The organism is Micromonospora sp. SCSIO 07396 (assembly GCF_053667945.1).
Window position 1 is genome coordinate 5,663,899 of the sequence record NZ_CM132210.1, and the last position, 22,720, is coordinate 5,686,618.

The following is a 22,720-nucleotide window of genomic DNA, read 5'->3' on the forward strand; positions in this document are numbered from 1 at the left end:
AGTCCCGACCCGTCCCGCGCTCTCCCATCCCTCATCTGGTGAAGGAGGGCGTGATGCCCACCGTAGTTCCCCCTGCCCTGATCATCGCCGCGCCCCTGCTCGTCGGCGCGGCCCTCATCCTCACCCGCTTCCGGCTGGCTGGGCTGCGGCACGCCTACCGGGAGACGGAGGCCGTTCTGCGGTCGGTGTTGCGGTTGCCGCCGGCTTCGGCGCGGGTGTGTGCGATCCGCTGCCCGTACTGCTGCCGGTGGGTGAAGCCGCGACGGTTCGACCTGCGCCGCATGTCCTGCCGCTCGTGCATCTCGACGCTGGCGCGTCCGGGCCGGGGTGGTGACCTGTGCCTCTGATCAACGTGATTCCCGGGGACAAGGTCCCCATGGCGCCGATGAACGTGCGCCTTCCGGCGTGGCGGATTCCGGGTTGGCTGCTGGTGTTCTGGTGGCTCGCCCGGGGCCTGTTCCGCCTCACCGTCCTCGCCGTCCGCTACTGGTGGCTCACCGGCCCAGCCGCGCTGGCTCTGTGGGTACGGGCGGAGTTCGGCGGCCTGGTCCTGACCGGCGTCGCCCTGACTGTTGCCGGCGGCTGTCTCGGCTGGTGGCGGTGGCATCCGTCGTCATGGCTGCGGTTCGGCTGGTATCCGCTGGTCGCCCGGGTTCGGGCGCTGGTGATCTACCGGCGTCGGTGGGCGTCGGTGATGGCCACCTGTGGCCTGGCGACCGCGTTCGCCGGTGAGCGGTACGTGCCGCAACTGCTGCGGGTGCGCTGCGACCGCTACGGCGACGAGTTGACCGTCCGGTTGTTGCCGGGGCAGATCCCGGACGACTGGGGGCAGGCCGCGGAACGCCTCGCCTACGCCTTCCGCCTGCGCACCGGCCAAGCCCGATCGACGGAACGCCCGGATCGGGTGGTGCTGCGCCTCATGCGCCGTGACCCCCTCGCCGGAATCGTGGGGCCCTTGCCGGTGGCCGACGTACCGGACTTCGACGGGCTCGCGCTCGGGATCGGCGAGGACGGGCGGCCGTATCGGCTGCGTCTGTCGGGGTCGCATGTGCTGATCGCCGGGGCGACCGGGTCGGGCAAGGGGTCGGTGTTGTGGTCGCTGATCCGGTCCCTGGCCGGCGGTATCCGGTCGGGCCTGGTCGAGGTGTGGGTGTTCGACCCGAAAGGCGGGATGGAGTTGGCGGCGGGGGTGCCGCTGTTCGCCCGGTTCGCCTACGACGACCCCGACAGCATGGCCGGCGTCCTCGACGACGCGGTGAAGCGGATGCGGCTGCGGGCGGCCCGACTACGCGGGGTGACCCGCCAGCACGTGCCAACGGTGGAGGATCCGTTGCTCGTCCTGGTGGTCGACGAGCTGGCGGCGTTGACGGCGTACATCACGGATCGGAAGGTCCGCGACCGGATCAAGGAATCCCTCGGCCTGCTCCTGTCCCAGGGCCGGGCAGTCGGGGTGCATGTGGTGGCGGCGTTGCAGGACCCGCGTAAGGACGTGCTGCCGTTCCGGGACCTGTTCCCGACCCGCATCGGCCTACGCCTGACCGAACCCGAGCAGGTGGACATGGTCCTCGGCGACAGCGCTCGCGACCGGGGAGCCCTCTGCGACCGCATCCCCGAATCGTCGCCCGGGATGGGGTTCGTCGTCCTCGACGGCGTCCGCGAACCCCTCCGCGTCCGCTTCGCCTACCTCACCGACGACGACATCCGGCAGCTCGGCCGCGACTACCGCCGCCTCGGCGACACCGATCAGGGGGTGACCTCGTGAAGAGCAACGCAGACCGGGTGGAGGGCGTGGTCCTGGTGCTCATCGTCCTCACGGTGGGCGGGCTGGCCGGCGCGGCGTCGTTCACCCACGTCCACGACTGGACCATGGCCAACTCTCCCACCGGTACGGGGGACTGGTTCGGTTGGGCCAACGCCGCAATCTCTGAACTGCTCCCCTTGGCGGCGCTGCTGACCATCCGCCGTCGCCGCCGCACCGGCGGGCCGGTCGGCTACCCGCTGTTCCTGCTCGTCTGCGCCGTCGCGCTGTCCCTGGCGGCGCAACTCGCGGTGGCGAAACCGAGTCTTTCGGGCTGGCTGCTGTCGGCCGTGCCGGCGCTGGCGTTCCTCGGCCTGTCCAAGCTCGTCTTCTCCACCGGCGTGGCGGTGCCCGTCGACCAGCCGGCCGACGTCCCCGACTGGGGCCAGTGGGCACCCGACGACACCGGAACTGAGGACCGGCCGTCCCTGCGCCTCGTCGAAGACGACCAGGCGGCAACCGTCGAAGCGGTCCCACCGCCGGCGGTGCCGGTGCAGCGGCCGGGGCTGGTGCCCGTTCCTGCGGCGGCGTTCGCACCACGCAACGGCACCCTGTACGGCTCGGAGCGTGACCAGTGAGCCAACAGGAACTCTTCCCCACCACGTCTTCGGTCCCGCCCAAGGTCGAGCAGCCTCGGCCGGGGTCGCGGGCCGACCGGATGCGCAAACCCCTCGCCAAAGACGCCCTCAAGCAGCTCGCCGAACAACACGGCGTCTGCGTCCGCCCCCTGGCACTGCGCCGCACCGACACCACCACCGGCCTGACCGAAGTGGTGGAAGTGCCCTGCGGGGCGACCCTGGCCGCGAAGTGCAAGCCGTGCGCGGAACGGAACCGGCGGCTGCGCATCCAGCAAATCCGGGAGGGCTGGCACCTCACCGACGAACCCACCGTCCGCCCCGACAAGCCGGGTGAGGACGTGCTCGCCCTGGTCCGGGTCCGGGCGCATCTGGAGTTCGAACGCGAAGCCATCCAGTACCAGCCCATGACCCCGGAGGAACGGGCCGCTCAGGTGGCCGAGATCGATGCGGCCATTGCGGAACTGGACGAAGCCCTCGGCGAAACCAGCCTGCGCGGACACCTGACTCCGAAAGATCGCGATGAGCGGCCCCGCCGCAAGCGCTCCACCCGACGGCGGCAGGACACCCCCGACCTACCCCGACTGCCCGTCGACCCGCGCACCGTCGGCCGCGCCTACTCGGGCAGGGCGGGCAAGACCTACCGGCCGTCGATGCTGATCACGCTGACCCTCGGCTCACACGGACCCGTGCACTCCCACCTCCGACGCGGGGCCTACGTCGCCCCGTGCGAGTGCGGGCAGCGACACGGCCCCCATGACGATGTGCTCGGGACCCCCGTCGATCCGGCCAGATACGACTACCGCCGGGCAGGCCTCGACTCGATCCACTTCGCCCGGGTTCTCGACCGGTGGTGGCAGAACGTCCGCCGCGCCGCCGGCTGGAACATCCAATACGCGGGCGCGGTGGAGCTGCAACGACGGCTCGCCCCACACGCCCACTTCGCCATCCGGGGCACGCTGCCCCGCCGGCTGCTCAAGCAGATCGCGGCAGGCACGTACCACCAGGTGTGGTGGCCACGCTTCGACCACCTCGTCTACCCGGTCGACAAGCCGCCGGTGTGGGACGTCAACCGGCAGGCGTACGTCGACCCCAAGACGCGCGAGCCGCTGCCCACCTGGGGCGAAGCGCTCGACGCCCTGGAGGAACCCGACAGTCGACCCGCCTACGTCGCCCGTCTCGGGCGCATCGATGCCCGGGGCATCGAGCAGGGCACCCGCGACGCCGAGCGGTCGATTCGCTACGTGACGAAGTACGTCACCAAGGATCTGACCGATCAGGCCAAGCCGCGTTCCGACGCGCAAAAGGCACACTTCGACCGCCTGCACGCGGAACTGTCCGTGTTGCCGTGCTCCCCAACGTGCGCCAACTGGCTGCTCTACGGCGTCCAGCCGGACGGCGTCAAGGCGGGCTTGACCCCGGGCCGGTGTACCGGGAAGGTCCACCAACGCTCCACCCTCGGCTTCACCGGACGCCGCGTCCTCGTCTCCCGCCAGTGGTCCGGCAAGACCCTCGCCGACCACCGCGCCGACAACCGGTCCTGGGTACGGGCCATCCTCGCCGGCGGCATGGCCGACACCGCAGAACACGACCAGGCCGACGACGACCCGGACGGGTCGAAGCGGTACCGGTTCGAACTCGCCCGACCAGAAGACCCCGACGTCCCACCCCTGGAACACCGACTCCTGCGCGCTATATCGGCACGCATCCGCTGGCGCGCAGACCTCGACACCGCCCGGATACGAACAGCCTCCGCCGCACCGGCAACGGTAGCTCCTCTCTCCCCTGCCGCTTGATCATCTGGAGGAAGGCACCCCTCATGGAAAGCGAGTTGTTGACCGTTCCGGAAGTCCTCGCCGCGCTCAACGGAGTATCGCGGCGAACCTTCTACCGCTGGCGTGAGCTGGGCATCGCCCCGGAGTGCATCAAGCTGCCCAACGGGGAGTTGCGGATCGAGCGGCGGGACCTGCGAGCCTGGCTGGAACAGCACCGGGAGGCGGCGTGAAGTCGCGCGAGGTGCGGATTCGAGGCATTCAGGTCAACGCGCTGGCGGGCCGAAAGAAGTCGTACACCGTCCGATGGGTGGTGGGGACGGGGCCGAAGTCGCGGACGTTCGCCACCCGGGCGCTGGCGGACAACTTCCGGTCTGACCTGATGCAAGCGGCGAACCGGGGCGAGGCGTTCAACAGCGGCTCCGGTTTGCCGGAGTCGATGATGGCACCGAAGGAATCGGTGAGCTGGCTCGGGTTCGTCCGCCGCTACATCGACATGAAGTGGCCGGGCGCGGCGGCCAAGTCCCGGGAGAGTACGACGGACGCGCTGGCGACCGTGACGGCCGCGCTGGTCGGCGAGGTGGCCGGGCGTCCTGATCCAAGCGTGTTGCGGCGGGCGTTGCGGGAGTGGGAGTTCCCGCCCGCGTCCCGGCAACTCGACCGGCCGGCCGATGTCGCTGCGGCGCTGCGCTGGTTGGACCGGGCTTCGCTGCCGCTGTCGGCGTTGGCGGAAGCTGCGATCGTGCGGCCGGCGTTGGACGCGCTCGGACTGACGTTGGACGGGCGGCCGGCGGCGGCATCGACGACCAGGCGGCGGCGCTCGGTCTTCTACAACGTCCTTCAGTACGCGGTAGAGCTGGAGCTGTTGGAGTTCAACCCGGTCGACAAGCTGCGGGTGCGGTCGAGCCGGCGGAAGATGTCCGGCGAGGTGGACCGGCGCGTCGTGGTGAACATCCGCCAGGCGCGGGAGCTGCTGGTCGGGGTGACGTACGTCGGCCAGCGGGGGAAGAACGGCCGGCGTGGTGAGCGCCTGGTCGCCTTCTACGCCTGCCTGTACTTCGCGGCGCTGCGGCCGAGTGAGGCGCTGGGCCTGCGGGAGCGGGACTGCCACCTCCCGGCAACGGGCTGGGGACTGCTGACGGTGGAGAAGTCCCGGCCGGCGGCGGGGAAGCGGTACACCGACAGCGGCGAGGTCCACGATGACCGGGGGTTGAAACACCGGGGCGAGGCAGAGGCGCGGGAGGTGCCGATCCCGCCGGAGCTGGTGACGATCCTGCGGGAGCACGTCGACCGGTTCGGGGTGGGCGTCGACGGGCGGCTGTTCCGCAGTGACCGGGGCAACGTGGTGGCGTCGTCGACGTACTCGCGGGTCTGGGAGGAGGCCCGGCGGTTGAGCCTTCCGCCGGACCGGGTGGCCTCTCCCCTGGCCGGTCGCCCGTACGACCTGCGGCACGCTGGGGTGTCGCTCTGGCTCAACGCCGGGCTGCCGGCACCGGAGGTGGCGCAGCGGGCCGGTCACTCGGTGGACGTCCTGCTCAAGGTGTACGCCAAGTGCCTCGACGGGGACCGCAGCCGGATGAACGAGCGGATCGAGGCAGCGTTGCGCTGATGATCTCCGGTAGCGTGGAAGAGGCCGTGGCGGACGCTGCGGCCTCTCCGCCGTTCGCGGCTGTGACCTGCGGAAACTGGCACTCCAGAGCCGTCAAGATCATTGCACGCACTCTGCACGGACGGCTACAAACGGCGGCTCAGAGTGGCATCCGGCTGCACAGGATGATCAATCGATGCGAGAGCGTATCCGCTGCTCAGGTAGCGTTTCTGCTGATCTTCGAGGTGCCCCCGGCAGGATTCGAACCTGCGACACACGGTTTAGGAAACCGATGCTCTATCCCCTGAGCTACGAGGGCGCGAGCGCCTAGTCTAGCGACCTGCGGGTTCACCTGGGGTGGCAGGGAGTGGCCCGCGTTCACCCACGTTCCCCGCGCCGCCGTTCTCCCAGCCCAGGACCACACACCGAGCACACGGAACCCGGTCTGCGACCGGTGGTCGGCCGCGGTGACCCGCGTTGGCACCGATTCACCCGGGTTGGCATCCGCTGGAGAGCACACACCGCGCACATCATCGAAGATCAACGACGTACGTCCATATACCGCCTCCGGCGTCGCCACCGGAGGGCCACGAAGCGCTCACCCCGGGGGTCGCTCGGGCCCCGCCGTCATACCGACTACCGTGGCCTCCGCCGAGCCTCCGCTCATCGCCGATGTCCGGACGTTGATCAGGTTGTCCCGAAGCCTGCCGCCGCGTTCAGCTCGGCCCGTATGTCGTCGATGAAACGGGACCACCTCGTCGTGCGTACCTGGTTGTAGTGGCGAAAGGTGGTCCCCGGCAGGAGGATAACCGCGTCGGCGGCGCGCGTGAGGGCCACGTAGAACGCCTGGCGTGCGTTGGCAAGCTCGGTAGTCGTCGGCTGGCTGTTCCTGCGGTAGAACGGGATCAGGCCGTCGATTAGCCCGGGGAGGATGACAGCGGCGAATTCGCGTCCCTTCGCGCTGTGGTAGGTGGTGAGCGCGACGTGCCCTGGGGCTCTCCCGCCCGCGAGTTCCGCCATGCTCATCCGGCAGCTCGCCTCCTCCGTGAGGATTCGGTAGGCCTCGACGTCACGCTGGTCGTCGGTATTGGCCGTGAGCGCAGCCGCATCAAGCGTGCGCAGCAGTTCGCCAAGGAAAGGACCGCAGGCGTCTTCGCGGCTAGGGCGGTCGGGAGCATCGAGGACCGGGATGAGCAGCCGAGCAAGGGAACGCACTGTCTCCTCGGGCGTGCTGAGCCCCCGGGTGCTGCGTAGTTGCCCGAGCTGCGCGGCGAGTTCGCGGGCAGTGCTGATTGGGCGGCGATCGCCGTGGTCGTCTTGAGCTGGTCCTGGCAGGGGACCGGACAGTCGTCGCGCGGCGCAGCCGCAAACAAGGGCCGAAACGGGCGAGTCAGGGACGCGCCGCCCACGCTCGGCATCGAAGTTGATGCCCTGCTGAGTCAGTTCCTCCTCGATGAGCCGGTGAAGCTCGGTTTGCCCAGGGTAGAGAATCGCGATCCCTTCGGGGCGCACCCCGTTTGCGATCAGGGAGGCCGCGGCCTCCGCCGTATGGCGGGCGTGGGCGTCGAGCCCTCCTTGAACCGGCTGGATGTCTATGATGCCGGGGTCGGCGCGTTCGGGGTTGTGATGGTACCCACGGTCCTCGCCGAGAGCGCCCCGCGCTGCGGCGACGATGGCACTGCCGCTGCGGTAGTTGAGCGCGAGCCGGATCGCCTCGCGGCCGATCAGCTTTGGCAGCTCGAGCAGGTAGCTCGGGTCCGCGCCCTGGTAGCCGAAGAGCGTCTGGTCGGGATCACCAACAGCGGTAATATTAGCGCCGGCCGACATGAGTTCCTGAACCAGGGCGTGTAGCACGGGCCCGAGGTCCTGATACTCGTCGATGACCACGTTGGGAAACCGGGCGACGAGCAGTTCGCCGGCAGTCTGGCTCTTACGGATGATTACCAGCGCCCACGAAGTCATGGCGTCGAAGTCGATGGCATTGGCCTGGCGCAACGCCTTCTCGTATCCGTGCACAGCTTTGATGTGCCCAGCCTGGTACCCGGCAACGCTCTGCTCCGCCGCGAGCAGACGCCGTATCTTCGCCAGAGTGTGTTGCTCGCGGTTGTATTCAGCGGGCAGCCCGGCGGCGACCATCGCATCGGTCCAGAGTCGGACGACCTCGGCCCGGCCAAGAACCCCCAGGTCGGCTAACTGAGGAGCGCCAACAAGGTGGCCATAGGGGCGCAGTATGTGCTGCCGGCAAAAGGAGTGCACCGTCCGGCTGGCCAGCCGGCGGTTCCCGACGTACCCCAGCCCCTTGAGCCTCGCGACGAGTTCCATCGCGGCGGCATCGGTGTAGGTGATCGCGGCGACACCACGGTGTTCGCTGGTCACCGCCAGCAGGTATCCGACGCGGGCGACCAGGGTGCGGGTTTTCCCTGAGCCGGGGCCCGCGAGCACGACGAGACTGCCGTCCTGGAGTACGGCCCTGCGCTGGCGCGGATGCAACGCGCGCAACTCACGAGCGAGCGCGGGCGTCAGCATGATCTCCGCGGTCGGACTCGTCACGCCTCATCCCAATCGTCATCGTCGGGGTCGTCCTCGTCCTGCGTGTCGTCATCGTCGTCGATGGCGTCCTGGTACTCCTTGCAGGTCGGAAGCAGCGGCATTTCCTCCACCTGAGCACGTAGGTCGTTCAGGAGTGCTAGCAGCGGTCCGCAACCTGGCACGTCAAGCAAGTCTGCCGTCGCCAAAGCATCCTCCTCGTCGTAGTCCAGAAGCTCGATGACACGATCTCGTAGGTCGTCGATCTCCTGGACATGGGCAGCCAAGCGTTGGGCGAACCGGCCCTTGCCGACTTCTTCGACGTAGGACAGCAGCTTCTCGCCCGCGTCGGTACTCGGGCCGCCCTGCCCATCGACCACCGCATCAATGGCGGCTTTGATGTTCTTTCGCTTTGTCGTGCCCGGAAAGAGGTCTTCGAATGCCGCGTATATCTCGTCTTTCAGCAGTGGCACTACATCGATTTCCAGGGTGCGATGGCCGACGTAAATTCCTCGCTTTGCCGCCAACTCGACGAGGCGGGGGCGACCGGTGCGTTGATCGCCGTCCGGCAGCCTACCCGGAGTGATCTTGCCGAGCTTTGCCTTGAAGGTGGGGTAGATGTCGACGGCGTGGTGTTCGAGCAGGTCGCGGACGCGTGAGAGCCCAAACTCCGCCTTGTCGATCTTGTTGGAGTCGGTCGTGTCACCGTCGGTGAGGACCACGACGGGCCGATTGAGCCCCTTGGTGCCAAGCAGACGGATGTACGGCATGAAGTCGGCGCCCTCGACCGAGGCGACAACGATGCCGTGGGCATCGAGGTTGAAGCCGGCCGAGTGAGCCAACGCCGGCAGGAGGTAACTGTCGGCGGCCCCTTCAACGAGGATGATCCGGCGAGCGAAGAGGATCTCGGCCCGGGTTACGTTGAGATATCGCTCAAGGTCTCGGGTCTGAAGGTCTGTGAGTGTGCCTGATGGGACTATGTGGGCCTGGCTCGCGTCACCGATTCGGGCGATGAGGATAAAGCTACGCAGTGGTGAGACGGCCGCGATATGTGGGCTGTGCGTGGTCAGGATAAGGTCATCGAACTCGCTCAGCAGATGGGCGAAGACATGCCGCTGGAGCGTCGGATGCAGATGCGCCTCCGGCTCCTCGACCGCCAGGATGGTGTCCTCCCCGCTGTCGGCCTCGCGGCGCGCCTGCAGCTTCTCTAGCAGCAAAGCGATGTAGACAATGTTCGCCGCGCCTGTCGATGTCCGGTCGATGCCGCGAGTGGCATTCGCGTCAACGAACAGTCGGACGCTGCGAAGCAGATCCTCCTTGCGGCCGGCGAAGGCGAGGGACGGCTGCACGCCCAACTGAGGTCCAGCCATCTTGGTGAGGCGATCTAGCAGCAGGCGCTCAATCTCTCGAACGTTGGGGTCACGCCCTAACCTCTCGCGAGCGCGGCTCATCTCCTCTAGGGCGCGGGCAAGATTTTTTTCGGAGGGCGGCAGTTCGCGGAGCAGTTGCGTCAGGGGATTTCGGTCGCCTCGCTGTAGATCGCTTTCGGCGTCCCGCATCGCCTGCAGGACGGACAATGATGCGTATCGCTTCGCAGCGGGCATCGCGTTGTCCGGGTCGTCTGCCCCGTAGATCGTCCACAGGTAGTCGTCCGGTGTGAGTTCCCGCTCGAACGGCGTTCCGAGCACAACACCGAGCGAGGTCTTCGGCTGAAACAGGTAGGTGAGCCTGGCCACCATGGAGTCGCCGTCGGCGCTGACGATCGCGCCCTCGAGCTCGCTGCGCGCGTCGAGGTCATCGTCGAATCCGGCAAGCTCTACCTGAATGGTGACGGTGACACCTTGGGCCAGAGTGGAGCCGCAGCTGTGGACGTCGTCGGCCTGGAGCTGTCGGTAGCGATCGGCAAGGCCGGGGTCCAGAACCAGGCGGAGCGCGTAGAGCAGGTTGGTCTTGCCAGCGCCGTTCTCGCCGACGATGACAGCCGGCGTTGGAAAAGGATCTATCGCCAGGTCGGCGAAATTCCGGAAGCCACGTATCCGAAGACTTCTCAGATGCATAAGATCCTCCGTGGGCTGGGCGCACACCGCCGCTGAGCGTAGCGTGCGGCAGCGTCCAGGCTTGTTGCGCCAGCCCTGGCCGCAGTCGGTTGGCCTACACCGAAAGCGGGGCAAACGTAGGAAGATATCGCCAACCGATCCTAGGTGCCGCGAGCGTAGGCGTAGTCGATGAGCGTCCGGCCGTAGGGTTCGGGCACCTGCGGCGTTAGTTCGGTGAGCGTGTTCAGGTCAGCGACCGATCCCGTCGAGCGGGCACGGTACGCGGCGGCGGCCGCCCGCATCGTGACGTCGTCCGGCTCGAGTTCCTCGCCGCGAGTGGCCAGCGCAGCGGCCTCGGCGAAGTCGCCTTCCTCGGCGGCCAGATCGGCCAGGTCGAGGTGCAGCGACCAGTTGGCCGGATCGAGCGCCAGGGCGCGCCGGAAGGCCGCGGCCGTCTCGGCACGGTTGCCGATGTGGCGCCAGGTGCCTGCGCGGACGACCTCGGTAAACGGGACGCGCCGCACGGCGTCGGCCCGGTCGCACAGGGCGAACGACGCGTCGGTGCGGCCGCACACACGCAGCAAGATCGCCATGCGGGCCATCGCGTCAGGGTCGGCATGCCGGTCACAGACCGCCTCGATCGCCTGGAACCACGGGGCCAGGCACTCGCGGACGGCGTCGGTGTCGAGGTCGCGGTCGTAGTCGTTGATGCGCATCGTAGCCTCGGCGACGGCCGCCGGGGTCACGGCACCGAGGAATCGGTCGTCGCCGAACCACGGTGCGGACGCCCACGGTACGTCCGGCTGGTAGCCGGTGACCGCGCCAAGCGACATCGCGGCCTCGTCCATGTCGCCGTCGACGAAGGACAGGTAGGCGCGGGCCAGCATCGGTCCGATCGTGTTCGCCGCCGCGACGACGGCCGTGACCTCGGCGGGCAGCTCGCGCCGCAGGTGCTCCAGCGCCGAGTACGGCTCCGGGTCGCGCGGATCGGCGGCGACCGCTCGCGCGATGAAGCTCGTCGCCGCAGCGGGCGAGCCGCCGCAGTGGGCCATCACCTGGGCGAGGGCGAACGCTCCTGTCGTCGACACGATCGACACTTTAGCGCCGGCCGGCAGCGCGGGCGACGAGGTCCGTACACCGCCAAAGGGCGGTGCAGGCCCAGGCCAGACGAACGCTGCGCAGGGCGGCTACGCCAGAAGCCCCGGCACTGTCGCGACGACTGCAGCCCCCGATGATCGGGTTCACTCATTTGCCGCGATGATGGTGTGATGCGAGCCTCAGTCCACCCGGGCAGTCGTCTTGCCGCTGCCGGAGTTGATACGAACGAGGACCGGGTTCGGTAGGAATTGCTCCAGGTCCAAGATCGCAGGCCTCAGTGGCAACCCTTCACGGGCTTCGAACGCCGGCTCAGGTCACGATGTGGACGCCGGGCCAGCGCTTGGTGGGGCGGTGGCGGGCAAGTCGCTGCCGGGAGATCTCCGGGCTGACCCTGGTCGGGTTGCGCCGCCACACCCCGTCGAGCAGGTCGTCGAGGCCGTGCGGCGCGCATACCGTGATCTGGTCGTCCGCGTCGAGGCGGATTGCCACGGCGGTGGCGTACTCGGGCCAGGTGGCGACCGCGTCAGCGATGGTGCACAGCGGGGCTACCGGGCCGCCGTCGAACTTCGCCGGGTACCAGGTGTGCACGGCGGCCTGGTTCTTCGCCTCCCACGGCGGCTCTGGCCAGGCCGCCACCAGCCGCTCGGTAGCCCGGTCGTCGTTGTCGCGGCTCAGGTCTGCCGCGTCGAGGAAGACGACGTCGACGTCACGCACCAACGAGGGGTCGAATCCGTCGCCGTACCGCTCGCTCCAGACAAGGTCGCGGATGGTGCCCGCGCCGATCCAGGCGTCCGGCAGTCCGGAGTCCCGAACGACGCCCAGCGCCCGCACCGGCCACGGGCTGCGCCGGACCAGGCCCCGCAGTTCGTCTTCCCGCATCGGTTCCCCCGGTTGCCGCTATTGGGATTCCTGGTCAGTCGAACAACCGGCCCACGAGGGCACCTTGGCCGGACTGCAGGACATGCGCGACCCGTATCGGTATCCAAAAGCACTCGAACCGGGTGGGCTCCTGCTCGCCGTCGTGGTCTTCCTGGCTCGCCCACCGTTCGGGCGTCGCCCCGTGCAGCGCCAGCTCGAAGACGTGACGACGCTGGATCTCGAACCGGAGCGGGCTGATGTCGTACTCGATCTCCCCCAGCTTGCGCACGACTCTGAACCCCGTCAGCCCGGTCTCTTCGCGGGCCTCGCGCAGCGCTGCGTCCGCTGGGTCCTCACCCGGGCGGACGCTGCCGCCCGGCACTTGGATGCCCACCTCCTCGTAGCTGAAGTCGGTGTGCCGGAAGACGAGCAAGTGCCCTTCCCGCACGACATAGCAGAGAACCTTATTGGTGATCACCTTCTCGGGCATGGCGCCTTCCTCCACTCATTCCTGGTGCGTCTACCCGGGGTCTGGCAGGTGCGGATCGGGCAGGCCGAAGATGGCGTCCTGGGCCGCTCGGGCGAGGGTGGCCTGGGTGGTGGCAGGTAGGCCGAGCCTGTTCCAGTGAAAGATCACGTGCAAGGCGATTACTGCCCGCAGGCCGCGGGTGAGAGCGCCCCTTTCCCGATGGCGATGTAGGGCTGCGCCGGCTTTCTCGAATGCAGTGTGCCAGTCGCCGGTGGTGCGAGGTGCGCCGACCAGCAGGCTCCGAACGTCTCCGGTGAAGCTCTCCCACCTGCGGGCATCGGTTGTGGATGCCTGGTTGAGGTGTGCTGCGCGGTGCTCGACGACTTGTGCCCATACGTCGCCTTGCTCGTGGAGGTCCAGCCCTGCTGCGCGCATCAGCGCGGTGCACAAGATCAGGGAGTGTTCGCGCCGGGTGGTGGGGTGCTGGTGGAGGTAGGTGAGGAGGTGGCGGCTGTCGTGATGGAACAGCATGTGGGCGGTGGTCATGGCGTCGTGGCCGCCAAAGGCATGGGTTTCGGGTTCGTAGATGTCGCCGGTCCAGGTGGCTCCTTCAGTGAGTAGCCGGCGGGCATTGTCTCCGCTTTTTGGGCTGTGTGTGGGGAGGTAGCGGATGCGCCAGGCGCCTTTGCGGATGAACCACCAGCAGGTGATCAGGCCGGCGGTCTCGGCGGCGGGGAGCACTCGGCTGAGATGCGTGACCGCCTGTTGTTCGCGCTCGCGGGCGGTGTGGCCGGGGTAGCTGATGTTGACCTGGTGCCAGGGGGTGTGGTCCACGGTGGCTCTTTCGTCAGGCGAGCAGGAGACAGGCGTCCCAGCCGGTGGTGGCGGCGGTGACGAGGTTGGCTCCTGCCTTCCCGTCGAGCAACCCTTCGGGCTCGTTGGTGGTGGGGGTGGCCTGCCGGTGGAGATCGTTGACGAGATCGAGGGGTATGGGGGTGAGGGCGTCGGAAGCGATGCGGCGGGCGGTGGCCAGCAGTCCGGCGGTGCCGTGGCACAGGCCTCGGTCTGTGAGCCGCCGGAGTTGTTCGGGGTCGGTGACGCAGGTGGTGAATGCGGTCTCGGCGAGGTGCTGGCGGGTGCTGTCGTGCAGGGCGTGTGCGGTGAGTTGCTGGGCGCGGGCGATGCCGGGAATGCCGTAGCACCAAGACGGCCGCAGCGGAGTTCGCTGGGCCGGTGTGCCGCGGTGTAGGTCGGTGAGGGTCATGGTTTGCGGCCACCAGATCGTGCCGTCGGTGTGCTGCTGCCAGGTGTCCAGCCATCGGCTGATGCGGTTGATCGCTGTGGTGTGGCCGGCGACGGTGATGCCGTCGCGGAGGGTGAGGGCGAGCAGTGCCAGTGGGCCGGTGATGCCGTGGGCCATGCCGAAGTTCGCGTGGCCGCCGGGGGGCGGTGGCTGGCGGCGTTCGGGCCCGTTCCAGCACCACCAGCCGGGTAGCTCGCCTCGCGGTTCGGTGAGCCGGACGAGGTAGTCCAGGACCTGGCGGAGCAGGTCGTGATCGCCGAGCCGGCGTAGAACGACGCCGAGCCCGGTCAGTCCGCGGATGAAGTCGTACTCGGCGTAGTGCGGCTGCTCGTGTCGGTCGATGCGGCGGTGGGCGGCGTCGAGCCGTCGGCGGGTCACCGTGGCGGTGCCGTCGGCGGTGGCCGCTCGTGCCTGAGTGAGCCCTGGATGGTCTGTGGTGGCGAGGACGAACGCGAGCGCGGGAGCACCGTAGAAGAGGCTGGCCCCGTCGGCGATGCTCACACCACCGGCGGTGGCGTCGCGCAGGGCCCCGTACGCTGCGGGCCAGTTGCCGGTTTCCAGGTGCAGCAGGGCGATGCCGGCCGCGCCGTCGGCGAGGGACTGCCCTGCGGTCACGGTTTACGCCCCCCGAGGATGCTGGTGAGGGCGATGGTTCGGGCCAGCCGCAGGCAGTGCTGTTCGGAGGCGGGGTCGACGCCGATCATGCGGGCGTGGTGCAGGTGCAGCAGGTCGCCCAGCACCTCGGCGGCATCGAGTCCGTCACTGACGACCATCGACCGGTAGGCGGCCAGCGCGGCCGCGAGACGCTCGTCATGCACTGGGCGTCGGGCATGTTCGAGCTGGGCGGGGTCGAGGCGGGGTCCGGTCCGGTGGGGGACGTGGGTGGTGAGCCAGCGGGGGCCGTCGCCGGTGAAGCTGTCGGCGATGGCGATCATTCCGGCGGCGGTGACGGCCTGCCGGTCGCCGGTGAGCCTGTGCAGGGTGGCGCGTGAGTCGGCGGCGAACACCCGTTCGGCGGCGGTGAGGGTCGCCGCGGCGCCGTGGCGGGTTTCCGGGCGGTAGGGGTGCAGGCTGTAGTCGTGTACCAGGGCGTCATCGTGCATGTGCCGCACCCAGCCGGCGAGATGGCGGGCGATGTCGGCGAACCCGTCGGTGTCCGGAAGCGGGATGCGCAGCCGAAGGTGCGGCTCGGGGTGCGGATACCTCAGGAACCACCAGCCGGCTGGGAGGTGATCGGCGGAGCGGCTGGCAAGGTCCGTCAGGATGTCGTCGAGCCGACCGTGGAGGTGTGCCTCCAGCCACCGTGACCGCCCTGGCCAGTGCTGAACAGTGGTTGCGGTTCGGGCTGGTCGGGCCGGTTGGGTGGCGGGCGCTGGGTGGGTGAGGGTGAGTAGGAGTTCGGCGGGGCGGTCGTTGATCCAGCCCGCTGGCCCTGGAGCCTCCGTGATCACGGTGCGGGATTGCCGGGCGAACTGGTCGCGTAGGACCGCCAGGTGCGTGTGGTTCTCCAGGTCGAGGCGGAGGCGGATGTCATCGTCGCCGACCAGGACCTGCTGCGGGATGTGTCGCTGGTGGCGGTGTCGCTGCCAGGCGTCGCGCCACTGCGGCCAAGGCGTGCTCGGAGCGTGAAGCGCACTGGAGTCGATGATCCAACGGGCGGGGTGCACGATGGTCCGCCCGTGCCGCAGGCGAGGTAGGAATGGCAGGCCGCTGGCGTGTCCCCAGTCGAACCGGCTGCACGGTGCCGTCCACGCGGTCCAGATCTCGGTCAGGAATCTCATTATCGGCTGTTGCAGCGCGGGCAGCAGCACGCTGTTGAACAGCAGCGGTTCGACGGGCTGGCCGGTGGCCGCCGCCACCAGCCACAACCGGCGTCCGTCGCCTGTCACCGCCAGGTCTTCGATCGTGTACGGCGGTGCCGGGTGAAAGTCGCCGACAGGAAGGACGGGCAGTAGCTCGGGCGTCCGGGCGACTGCGGTGAGACGGGCGTCAAGGGGTGGTCCGGACAGTTGCAGCGGGGCCGCGCCGGGCAGGGCGGTCGGCAGATGGCGGTAGACCTGTTGAAATCCGGCGAGTTCAACTGGGGTGAGCAGGTCCAGGAACCGGGCCGCAGCGACCCCGGCGTGGCGGGACCCGCTGAGTACCGTCAGGGTGAACGCACCTCGGTCCAGGTCGCGCGGAGTGTCGGCGGCGAGGGCGAACCGCAGTTCGGTGTGCGGAATCGGCGGGCGGTCGTCATTGCAGCGGAGCCGGTCGATCAGCGCGTCGTCGAGCACCACCTCGGCGCAGCCGTCGAGTGCGGCCTGCTGCGCGAGCTGTCCGAGCAGCCGGTCGTGGGCGGTGAACAGCGCTGGGGCGCGGCGAGTGGATCCCCGGTAGCCGGCCGGAAAGCCCAGCACGTTCAGCACCTCGCGGATGGGAACAGCCGCTCCGGGACCCCATCGCTCGATGAACGCGCTGTGGTACTCGGCCCATCCAGGGGTAGGTGGTGGCGCTACCGCCACGAGGGTCGACGCGGCCCGCTCCGCCTCGTGCAGGACCGGCGGGGGCAGGGTCACGGCGATGTCGGCGCGGAGATCGAGGGCGACTCGGTTGCCCGGTTCCGGGATGGCGTAATGGCGGGTGAGGTGTGCGGCCGGGTCGGTGGCGGTCATGGGTGGGCGTAGGGCCGAGAGCAGCACCCCGGTGTGAAGCATGTCGGCCAGCAGGCGCTCGGCGTCGGCGATGCTGGCGGGTACAGCGATCGTCTCGGCGAGGTCGGCGAACCTGACCGGGGACCGCGCCGCCTGGATCGCCGCCCGGATTGGGCTGGTCAGGCGGATCTCGACGTCCCACCGCCGATCGGCGCTGGCGTGGGCGCAGGGCAGCACCCACCTGTCGCCGCGCCGGTATCCCAACGAGTTCGTCACCACCGCGACGGTGCGCAGGGTCGCCAGATCCTGTTCGGCCCGCGCGGTGTGCTCGGCGATGAACTGGCCGTCGGGGCGGGAGACCGCACGGTGGGCGTCGCCCAGGCGGACCGCCGCGCGAGCGCCGAACTGGACCGGGGCGACGCCGGCGAACGTGCCGAACGGGGTCGCACGGGTGGTCCAGCGCATCAGGTACCGCACCGCTGACTGCACCAGGCGTCGCAGCCGCTGCCGAGGCACCGGCTCCCCGCTCAGCGCGCGCTGGATCTGGTCGGCCAACTGCGGTGCCGCGCCGGTGACGGCTGCCGCGAACCCGGGCAGCGCCCACGTCTTGTCCAGCCACCCGCGCCACTGATCCGGATGACCATGGACGATGTCGGGCCAGGGAGGCAGAACGAGGCCCTCGGGGTAGGCGGCGACTCTGATCAGCGCCGCACCAGCTGCGGGAACCATGATGCACCACCGAATCGAGGGGCCCGGCGCACGCGACGCCGGGCCCGATCGTGAGAGAACGGAAGGGTCAGTTGCCGCCGTCGCACTTCGTGGTGCAGGCGTTGGAGCCGGTGTTGCCGGAGCCGCACCCGTCGTCGGTGGCGGTGGCGTAGCCGCCCGCGGTGGGGCCGGCGTCAACCAGGCTGACGTCCAGGGCGAACTCCGAGGTGTCGGTGTCGTTCATGTGCGTTCCCTTCTATGCGGGGGTGAGGGTGAGGACGAAGCGGCTGTGCCGCTTGTCCAGCACCGTCCCGGCCGGCAGGTCGCCGTCGGGAGTACCAGCGGGCAGGACGTGCAGCACCGGTGACGGGCTGCCCGAATCCAGCCACGCGCGCATCTGTCCGACCATCCGACCGGTCGCCGACGCGGCGTCGGGCCCATGTGCACAGGCGCCGAGGTCGAACATGTCGTCGTCGTTCCAGCGCAGCGTCGAGCGGTAGCAGAACGCGCCGTGATCGAGGGCGGCCGGCGTGCCGAAGCGCCATGCCGGGGCGACGACACCCGCATCGACGGCCTCCTGCTGAGCCGTGAGAACAACGAACTGCTGTCCCGCATCGGTGATGCGGGACGCCAGCCACAGATCGAGGTCGGCCAGGACGGTACGAGGGGGCAGGCTCACCCCGGCCCATGCCTGCGTTTGCGGCTGCGCCAACAGCTCACCGACGGCATGGCGGTCGACCTGCTGGTCCTCGTCCAGCCGCAGGTGAACCCCGTCAGCGACGTCGACGTACCGCACCTCATGTGCCCCGGCGCCCTGCATCGACACGAACCCGCACAACCGCTGGCTGTGACTGACCAGCCGGTCCCCGGTCCGACGCATCGCCCACGAGCGGGTCATCCCGAAAGTCCGTAGCGGTACGATCAGCGTTCCGTTCTCGGCGAGCTGCGCGGTCCAGGCCGGTGGGATGTCCCAGGCGCCGACCGTGACGATGATCAGGTCGTATCGGCGGCCCGGATTGACCGGTTGCTCGGCGTCGGCGCACACCACGACCACGTCGTCGTAACCCGCCGCGGTGAGGCAGGCGGTGGCCCGGTCGGTCACCTCGCGATCGATGTCAACGGTCGTGACCGATCCCGACGGGCCGACCAGCTCGCGCAGCAGCGCCGCGTTGTATCCGCCGGAGCCGATCTCCAGGACGTGCCGGCCGGCCAACCCGCCGTCGACGGCGTCTGCGGCCTGACCGAGCATCTCCGCGATGAGCCACGGCGCCGACACCGAACTGACCGCCTCGTCACCGATCCGCTTGGTCACCACGGCCTGGTCGGCGCGGTACGCCTCTGCCAGCGCGGCACCCGGCGTGAAGAGATGGCGGGGCACGGACCGTAGCGCCGCCTCCACCTCGGGCCGCATGACCAGTCCCTTCTCCGCATGATCAGCTACGAGCTGATCGACCATCGCGGTGTGCAGGTCCTCGCCGTTCGCCGTGTCGACACTCATCCGGGCGTTCTCCTTCGCATTGCCATCAGGGCCTCCCGATGGGATGGCCCGCCGTTCCGCTCTCGTCGGGCTCAACAGGGCGTCAAGCCGCTGGACTCGCCAAGTCACCGGGGAGTCCGAAGTCGATGCGGTGCCGGTCGAGGGTTCCGTCCTGCTGGTGCGGTGCATCAAGATCACGGGCGGAACGGTTTCCTGCTCCCCTACGACATCCCGTGCTCGTTCGAGTCGGGGCGGACCTGACGAGTAGCGCGGCCTGTCTCCACACTCGCGCGTCGAGCCCGTGGAGTGAATGCCCACCATGCGGACGACGCGGTTGTCCGCATGTACGCCACTCCTGCATCTATCCCGTCTCGGTGTTCTTGGTTGCGCCGCGCTGAACACTGAGTGACCCTATGTGCGCGATATCCATGCTGCTCACCGCCATGGTGGTTCAAGCAGCCAGAGGAGGCGGTGCTATGGGCCAGACCCCGCGGACGCTCCAGCCGTCCCTGTCTGAGCGCCACTTCTTCGGTGCCGAGCTGCGTCGGCTACGGGAGCAGGCCAAGCTCTCACAGGCGCGTCTCGGCGCGATGATCCGGTTCAGCTCTGATCTCGTGCGTCGGGTCGAGACAGCGGACCGTTTCCCGTCCCGGGAATTCGTTGAAGCATGCGACAGGGCATTGGCGGCCGGTGGGGCGTTGGTCCGCCTGCTACCGCTTCTTGAGGAAGAGCGTGTGCGGACGTCTTTTTCGAACGGGCCTACCCGCGCCGCCACCCTGCTGGCCGCCCAAGGGGAGGAGACGCCCGGGGTGGGGGACATGGTCGTCCGTGTCCCTTTCCAGCCCGGCGTTCTCGACCGCGCCGCGCTGGACTGGCTGAACGCCTCAGCGGGACCCCGTCTGTCCGTGGCCGGCCGAGCCGGCTCACCTGATCAGGTCTGCGAAGAGGATCTAGACTCCGCCGAGGCCGCCCTGGCGATGTTCCGCCAGTTGGATCACACCCACGGTGCCGGACGAGTCCACGCCCAGGTGCAGCGGTACGTCGAACGCGAGCTGAACCGGCTACTGGCTGGCCCGCCGGCCTCGGAGGCGGTCGGTCGGCACCTCTACACCCTGGCGGCGGGGTTCTTCGAGCTCTGCGGGTACCAGGCGGTCGACACCGGCGCCCATGGCCTCGCCCAGCGCCGCTACCTTCGTGCTCTTCGTCTGACGGAAGCCGCTGGCGACCGCTTGTACGGCAGCTACCTGCTCGCCGTGAACATCGGCCATCTCGCCCTGCACTGCGGCCACCCCGAACCGGCACGAAGGATGGCGTTGACGGCGGTGAGAGGAAGCGAAACGCACGCGACGCCCGCAGTGACAGCCACGCTGCACGCGGTGGTGGCGCGGACGCACGCCCGCCTCGGGCGCGAGGGCGACTGTCTGCTTCACCTCGACATCGCGGAGAAGCAGCTGGCCCGCAGCAAGCCCGAGGACGAGCCGGCCTGGATCCGGTACTTCGATGCGGCGTATCTCGCCGACGAGATCGCCCACTGCTTCCATGACCTGGGTCGACCGCAGCAGACCCAACGGCACCTGGGCGACGCTCTCACCGCTCTGAGCCCCACTCACGTCCGACGACTCGCCATTGACACCGCTCTCCTGGCCTCTTCGCTGGTCGCCGCCGGACGCCTCGACGAGGCCTGCGCCACGGCACGCGAGGCAGTCGACTACGCCGCACGAACCACCTCACACCGCTGCCTGCAGCGCATCGTCGAGGTGCAGGCCGACCTTGAGCCCTACCGGTGCAAGCCGGAGGTTCGCGAGTTCGGCGAGTACGTGCATCACCGGCTACCGCTGGCCGCTGTGTAACCCCTGTTGATCGTTGGCGGCATCCGCCAGCACGGAGCGGTAGTGGGCCAGCTCCGCCTCCAACGCCGCGCCCGCTCGACGGGACGACGCCACGTAGTGGCCGACATCAGGAAGAAGTAACACCTTGGGCGCCATGCCGAGAGACGTCAGCTCCTCGGCGAGTTTTTGCACATCATCGGCTTCGGCCACCTCGTCGGCGGTGCCGTGAATGAGCAGCACCGGGCGTTGGATCTCGGCGGCACGGACCGCACCGGCGCCCCCGCGTAGCCGCATGGCGTGCGCCCGCTGGAACCGGGGCACCGTCCGCGCCCACCGGTCAGGATCCACGATCGCCGACACGGAGGTGGCGGCGGCGAACGGGCCGTCCTGTGCCACCGCGTGCAACGCCGTGTATCCGCCGGCGCTGGCACCGCGGATGAACACCTGCCCCGGCAACGCCCGCCCCGCCGATAGCAGGTGAACCGCCACAGCAGCGCAGTCGTCGACGTCGTCCAGGCCCCACCGTCCGTAGAGCGATTCCCGGAACGCCCGGCCGTACCCGGTGCTACCCAGGTAGTCGACGTCAACGACGGCGAACCCACGACTGGTGAAGAACTGCGCCTGCCAGTCCAGGCGCAGCAGACACGAGGCGGTAGGCCCGGGATGCGCGCGAACGATCACTGGTGCGAGCCAGTCCGCAGTCGAGTTCGTCGGCGCGTACACCAGGGCAAAGACCTCCCGGCCACCGGCCACCCGTACGCGGAGCTCCGTCGGCGTCGATACCCGCACGCCGTCGAGCGCGGCATGCTCCGGGCTGGCGAGCACCTCCACCTGAGGGGGATCGATATCAGCCAGGTCTACGAGGGCGACCTGCGGGGCTGCGGTCGGCGACGAACCGATCAACGCCACCGTCGTCCCTCGGAGGGCGAGGTACGGCTTGATCGACGTGTACGGCAGGTCGACCGGACGGACAGTGCCGTCGGGTTCGATGACGACAAGGCGGTGTCGCGGCCCCTCCTGCACAACCGCGACGATTCGACCGTCGTCGAGGAAGCCGTACGACGCGTAGCCCAACTCCCAGGGCTCCGCAGCGCATTCACCCGCGATCGGTGCCACCGCCTCCACCGTGAGACCGTCCCACCGGTAGAGGTTCCACCAACCACTGCGGTCCGACACGAAGTACAACGCTCCGTCGGGTCCCCATCGCGGCTCCACCGCCGATTCCCCCGGACCACCGGCCAGCTTTACCGGATTCTCGACCTCACCGTGCGGCGAATAGGCAGCGGCCCAGACCTCGCAGGCATCCCACGGCATATCGTGCTCGCTCCAAGCGGTCCAAGCCAACCGACCCGGGCCTGGCCGAGGTGCGCCGAGAAACGCCGGGGACGAGACCAGAGTCCGCATCCGCGGAGCGCCGGTGAGGGGCACCGCCACGAGCTGGTCACCCTGCTCCGACTCCCGCACGGCCAGCAACTCACCGTCACCGATCGTCAGATCACCGAAGCACCCGTGACCGACCAATTCGAGTTCGTCGCCATCCCGGCGCCTCCGGTAAAGGCGATCTCCGCCGACGCACCACAACGTTCCCTCGGCGACAACGAACGATCCGCCCCCGTACGCGTGCACTCCGCTGCCGACATCGAAGCTCTTCGGACTGACGTCACGCTTGCCATCGCTTGCCCGCCAGCCCGTCACCGTCGCCCCCTGCTCCGCGTCAGGGCGGGTCTCCAGCCAATACACGCCGTCGTCACCGGCACGTAGCTGGTCGTAGCTCACCGAGGCGCGGACGGCGTCGTCGACCGACACTTCAGCGGTCCTGTCCGCCAACCTCACGTGTCCTCCTCGAACAACTCCCAGCGGGCCGGACTACGGCCGGCTCGCCAACCGGTCCGGGCAGCGGCAAGGCCGGTGGCTGGTCTCGGACCTGCAGGCACCTCGAGCGCTCAGATGACCGACTCTACGCCCGAACGGCTTGTCCCTGCCGCTGGATGCTCCCCTCGCGAACTGCCCGCCCTCCTATTTCGCGCTCTCGGGGCAGAGTCGATGCGGA

18 protein-coding genes and 1 tRNA gene are annotated in these 22,720 nt (G+C 69.1%); 7 read left to right on the forward strand and 12 right to left on the reverse strand.

Annotated elements, in window-relative coordinates; all coding sequences use genetic code 11:
• Positions 1-53: 53 nt before the first annotated feature.
• The 6 genes from ACWCHM_RS24465 to ACWCHM_RS24490 are packed head-to-tail and all read left to right on the forward strand — an operon-like array spanning position 54 to position 5,754.
• Positions 54-347, forward strand: a complete 294-nt coding sequence (locus ACWCHM_RS24465; protein WP_454219977.1) for a hypothetical protein — start codon at positions 54-56, stop codon at positions 345-347.
• Positions 338-1,762, forward strand: coding sequence for an FtsK/SpoIIIE domain-containing protein (locus ACWCHM_RS24470; protein WP_454219979.1), 1,425 nt, complete (start codon positions 338-340; stop codon positions 1,760-1,762). Before ACWCHM_RS24465 ends, ACWCHM_RS24470 begins: the two co-directional genes overlap by 10 nt.
• Positions 1,759-2,376 (forward strand): DUF2637 domain-containing protein, encoded by a 618-nt coding sequence (locus tag ACWCHM_RS24475; RefSeq protein WP_454219980.1) that lies wholly within the window; start codon positions 1,759-1,761, stop codon positions 2,374-2,376. Before ACWCHM_RS24470 ends, ACWCHM_RS24475 begins: the two co-directional genes overlap by 4 nt.
• The gene (locus tag ACWCHM_RS24480; protein WP_454219982.1) at positions 2,373-4,169 is read left to right on the forward strand and encodes a replication initiator; all 1,797 of its coding nucleotides are present in this window, start codon (positions 2,373-2,375) and stop codon (positions 4,167-4,169) included. Before ACWCHM_RS24475 ends, ACWCHM_RS24480 begins: the two co-directional genes overlap by 4 nt.
• 23 nt (positions 4,170-4,192) lie before the next feature.
• Positions 4,193-4,378 (forward strand): helix-turn-helix transcriptional regulator, encoded by a 186-nt coding sequence (locus tag ACWCHM_RS24485; RefSeq protein WP_454219983.1) that lies wholly within the window; start codon positions 4,193-4,195, stop codon positions 4,376-4,378.
• Positions 4,375-5,754, forward strand: a complete 1,380-nt coding sequence (locus ACWCHM_RS24490) for a tyrosine-type recombinase/integrase (protein ID WP_454219985.1) — start codon at positions 4,375-4,377, stop codon at positions 5,752-5,754. Before ACWCHM_RS24485 ends, ACWCHM_RS24490 begins: the two co-directional genes overlap by 4 nt.
• 225 nt (positions 5,755-5,979) lie before the next feature.
• Here the strand turns inward: ACWCHM_RS24490 and ACWCHM_RS24495 are convergent.
• From ACWCHM_RS24495 to fxlM, 11 genes are all read right to left on the reverse strand, one after another.
• Positions 5,980-6,052 (reverse strand) — tRNA-Arg (locus ACWCHM_RS24495).
• A 368-nt stretch (positions 6,053-6,420) separates the two neighbouring features.
• Positions 6,421-8,283, reverse strand: a complete 1,863-nt coding sequence (locus ACWCHM_RS24500) for an ATP-dependent helicase (protein WP_454219986.1) — start codon at positions 8,281-8,283, stop codon at positions 6,421-6,423.
• A complete protein-coding gene (locus tag ACWCHM_RS24505) occupies positions 8,280-10,316 on the reverse strand; it encodes an ATP-dependent nuclease (RefSeq protein ID WP_454219987.1) in 2,037 nt (678 codons plus the stop codon). The genes ACWCHM_RS24500 and ACWCHM_RS24505 overlap by 4 nt, the downstream gene beginning before the upstream one ends.
• Before the next feature lie 140 nt (positions 10,317-10,456).
• Positions 10,457-11,392 (reverse strand): tetratricopeptide repeat protein, encoded by a 936-nt coding sequence (locus ACWCHM_RS24510; protein ID WP_454219988.1) that lies wholly within the window; start codon positions 11,390-11,392, stop codon positions 10,457-10,459.
• Between the two features lie 310 nt (positions 11,393-11,702).
• Positions 11,703-12,272, reverse strand: a complete 570-nt coding sequence (locus tag ACWCHM_RS24515) for a nucleotidyltransferase family protein (protein WP_454219989.1) — start codon at positions 12,270-12,272, stop codon at positions 11,703-11,705.
• A gap of 34 nt (positions 12,273-12,306) precedes the next feature.
• Entirely contained in the window at positions 12,307-12,741 is a 435-nt protein-coding gene (locus tag ACWCHM_RS24520) for an NUDIX hydrolase (RefSeq protein ID WP_454219990.1), read from the reverse strand.
• 30 nt (positions 12,742-12,771) lie between these two features.
• Positions 12,772-13,554: a thiopeptide-type bacteriocin biosynthesis protein gene (locus ACWCHM_RS24525; protein WP_454219991.1), complete on the reverse strand. Its 783-nt coding sequence runs from the start codon at positions 13,552-13,554 to the stop codon at positions 12,772-12,774.
• Between the two features lie 13 nt (positions 13,555-13,567).
• Complete coding sequence (locus ACWCHM_RS24530) at positions 13,568-14,638, reverse strand: lanthionine synthetase C family protein (RefSeq protein ID WP_454219993.1); 1,071 nt, start codon at positions 14,636-14,638, stop codon at positions 13,568-13,570.
• On the reverse strand, positions 14,635-17,385 hold the full coding sequence (locus ACWCHM_RS24535) for a lantibiotic dehydratase (protein WP_454219995.1): 2,751 nt from the start codon (positions 17,383-17,385) through the stop codon (positions 14,635-14,637). The genes ACWCHM_RS24530 and ACWCHM_RS24535 overlap by 4 nt, the downstream gene beginning before the upstream one ends.
• A 67-nt stretch (positions 17,386-17,452) precedes the next feature.
• Entirely contained in the window at positions 17,453-17,608 is a 156-nt protein-coding gene (gene fxlA, locus ACWCHM_RS24540; protein WP_088643751.1) for an FxLD family lanthipeptide, read from the reverse strand.
• Between the two features lie 12 nt (positions 17,609-17,620).
• Positions 17,621-18,862 (reverse strand): methyltransferase, FxLD system, encoded by a 1,242-nt coding sequence (gene fxlM, locus ACWCHM_RS24545; protein WP_454223179.1) that lies wholly within the window; start codon positions 18,860-18,862, stop codon positions 17,621-17,623.
• 455 nt (positions 18,863-19,317) lie between these two features.
• Here fxlM and ACWCHM_RS24550 point away from each other — a divergent pair, with 455 nt between their 5' ends.
• Entirely contained in the window at positions 19,318-20,691 is a 1,374-nt protein-coding gene (locus ACWCHM_RS24550; protein ID WP_454219996.1) for a helix-turn-helix domain-containing protein, read from the forward strand.
• On the opposite strand, the gene ACWCHM_RS24555 is transcribed toward ACWCHM_RS24550, so the two are convergent.
• Positions 20,671-22,503 carry a S9 family peptidase gene (locus ACWCHM_RS24555; RefSeq protein ID WP_454219998.1) on the reverse strand — a complete coding sequence of 611 codons (1,833 nt, stop codon included), beginning with the start codon at positions 22,501-22,503 and terminating at the stop codon, positions 20,671-20,673. The genes ACWCHM_RS24550 and ACWCHM_RS24555 overlap by 21 nt on opposite strands.
• Positions 22,504-22,720 lie beyond the last annotated feature (217 nt).

What these genes read in the sequence shown, in the direction of transcription:
- ACWCHM_RS24465 (WP_454219977.1), top strand. Translation starts at nt 54, where the DNA reads ATGCCCACCGTAGTTCCCCCTGCCCTGATCATCGCCGCGCCCCTGCTC.
- ACWCHM_RS24485 (WP_454219983.1), top strand. Translation starts at nt 4,193, where the DNA reads ATGGAAAGCGAGTTGTTGACCGTTCCGGAAGTCCTCGCCGCGCTCAAC.
- ACWCHM_RS24505 (WP_454219987.1), bottom strand. Translation starts at nt 10,316, where the DNA reads ATGCATCTGAGAAGTCTTCGGATACGTGGCTTCCGGAATTTCGCCGAC.
- ACWCHM_RS24515 (WP_454219989.1), bottom strand. Translation starts at nt 12,272, where the DNA reads ATGCGGGAAGACGAACTGCGGGGCCTGGTCCGGCGCAGCCCGTGGCCG.
- ACWCHM_RS24520 (WP_454219990.1), bottom strand. Translation starts at nt 12,741, where the DNA reads ATGCCCGAGAAGGTGATCACCAATAAGGTTCTCTGCTATGTCGTGCGG.
- ACWCHM_RS24535 (WP_454219995.1), bottom strand. Translation starts at nt 17,385, where the DNA reads ATGGTTCCCGCAGCTGGTGCGGCGCTGATCAGAGTCGCCGCCTACCCC.
- fxlA (WP_088643751.1), bottom strand. Translation starts at nt 17,608, where the DNA reads ATGAACGACACCGACACCTCGGAGTTCGCCCTGGACGTCAGCCTGGTT.
- fxlM (WP_454223179.1), bottom strand. Translation starts at nt 18,862, where the DNA reads ATGAGTGTCGACACGGCGAACGGCGAGGACCTGCACACCGCGATGGTC.
- ACWCHM_RS24550 (WP_454219996.1), top strand. Translation starts at nt 19,318, where the DNA reads ATGGGCCAGACCCCGCGGACGCTCCAGCCGTCCCTGTCTGAGCGCCAC.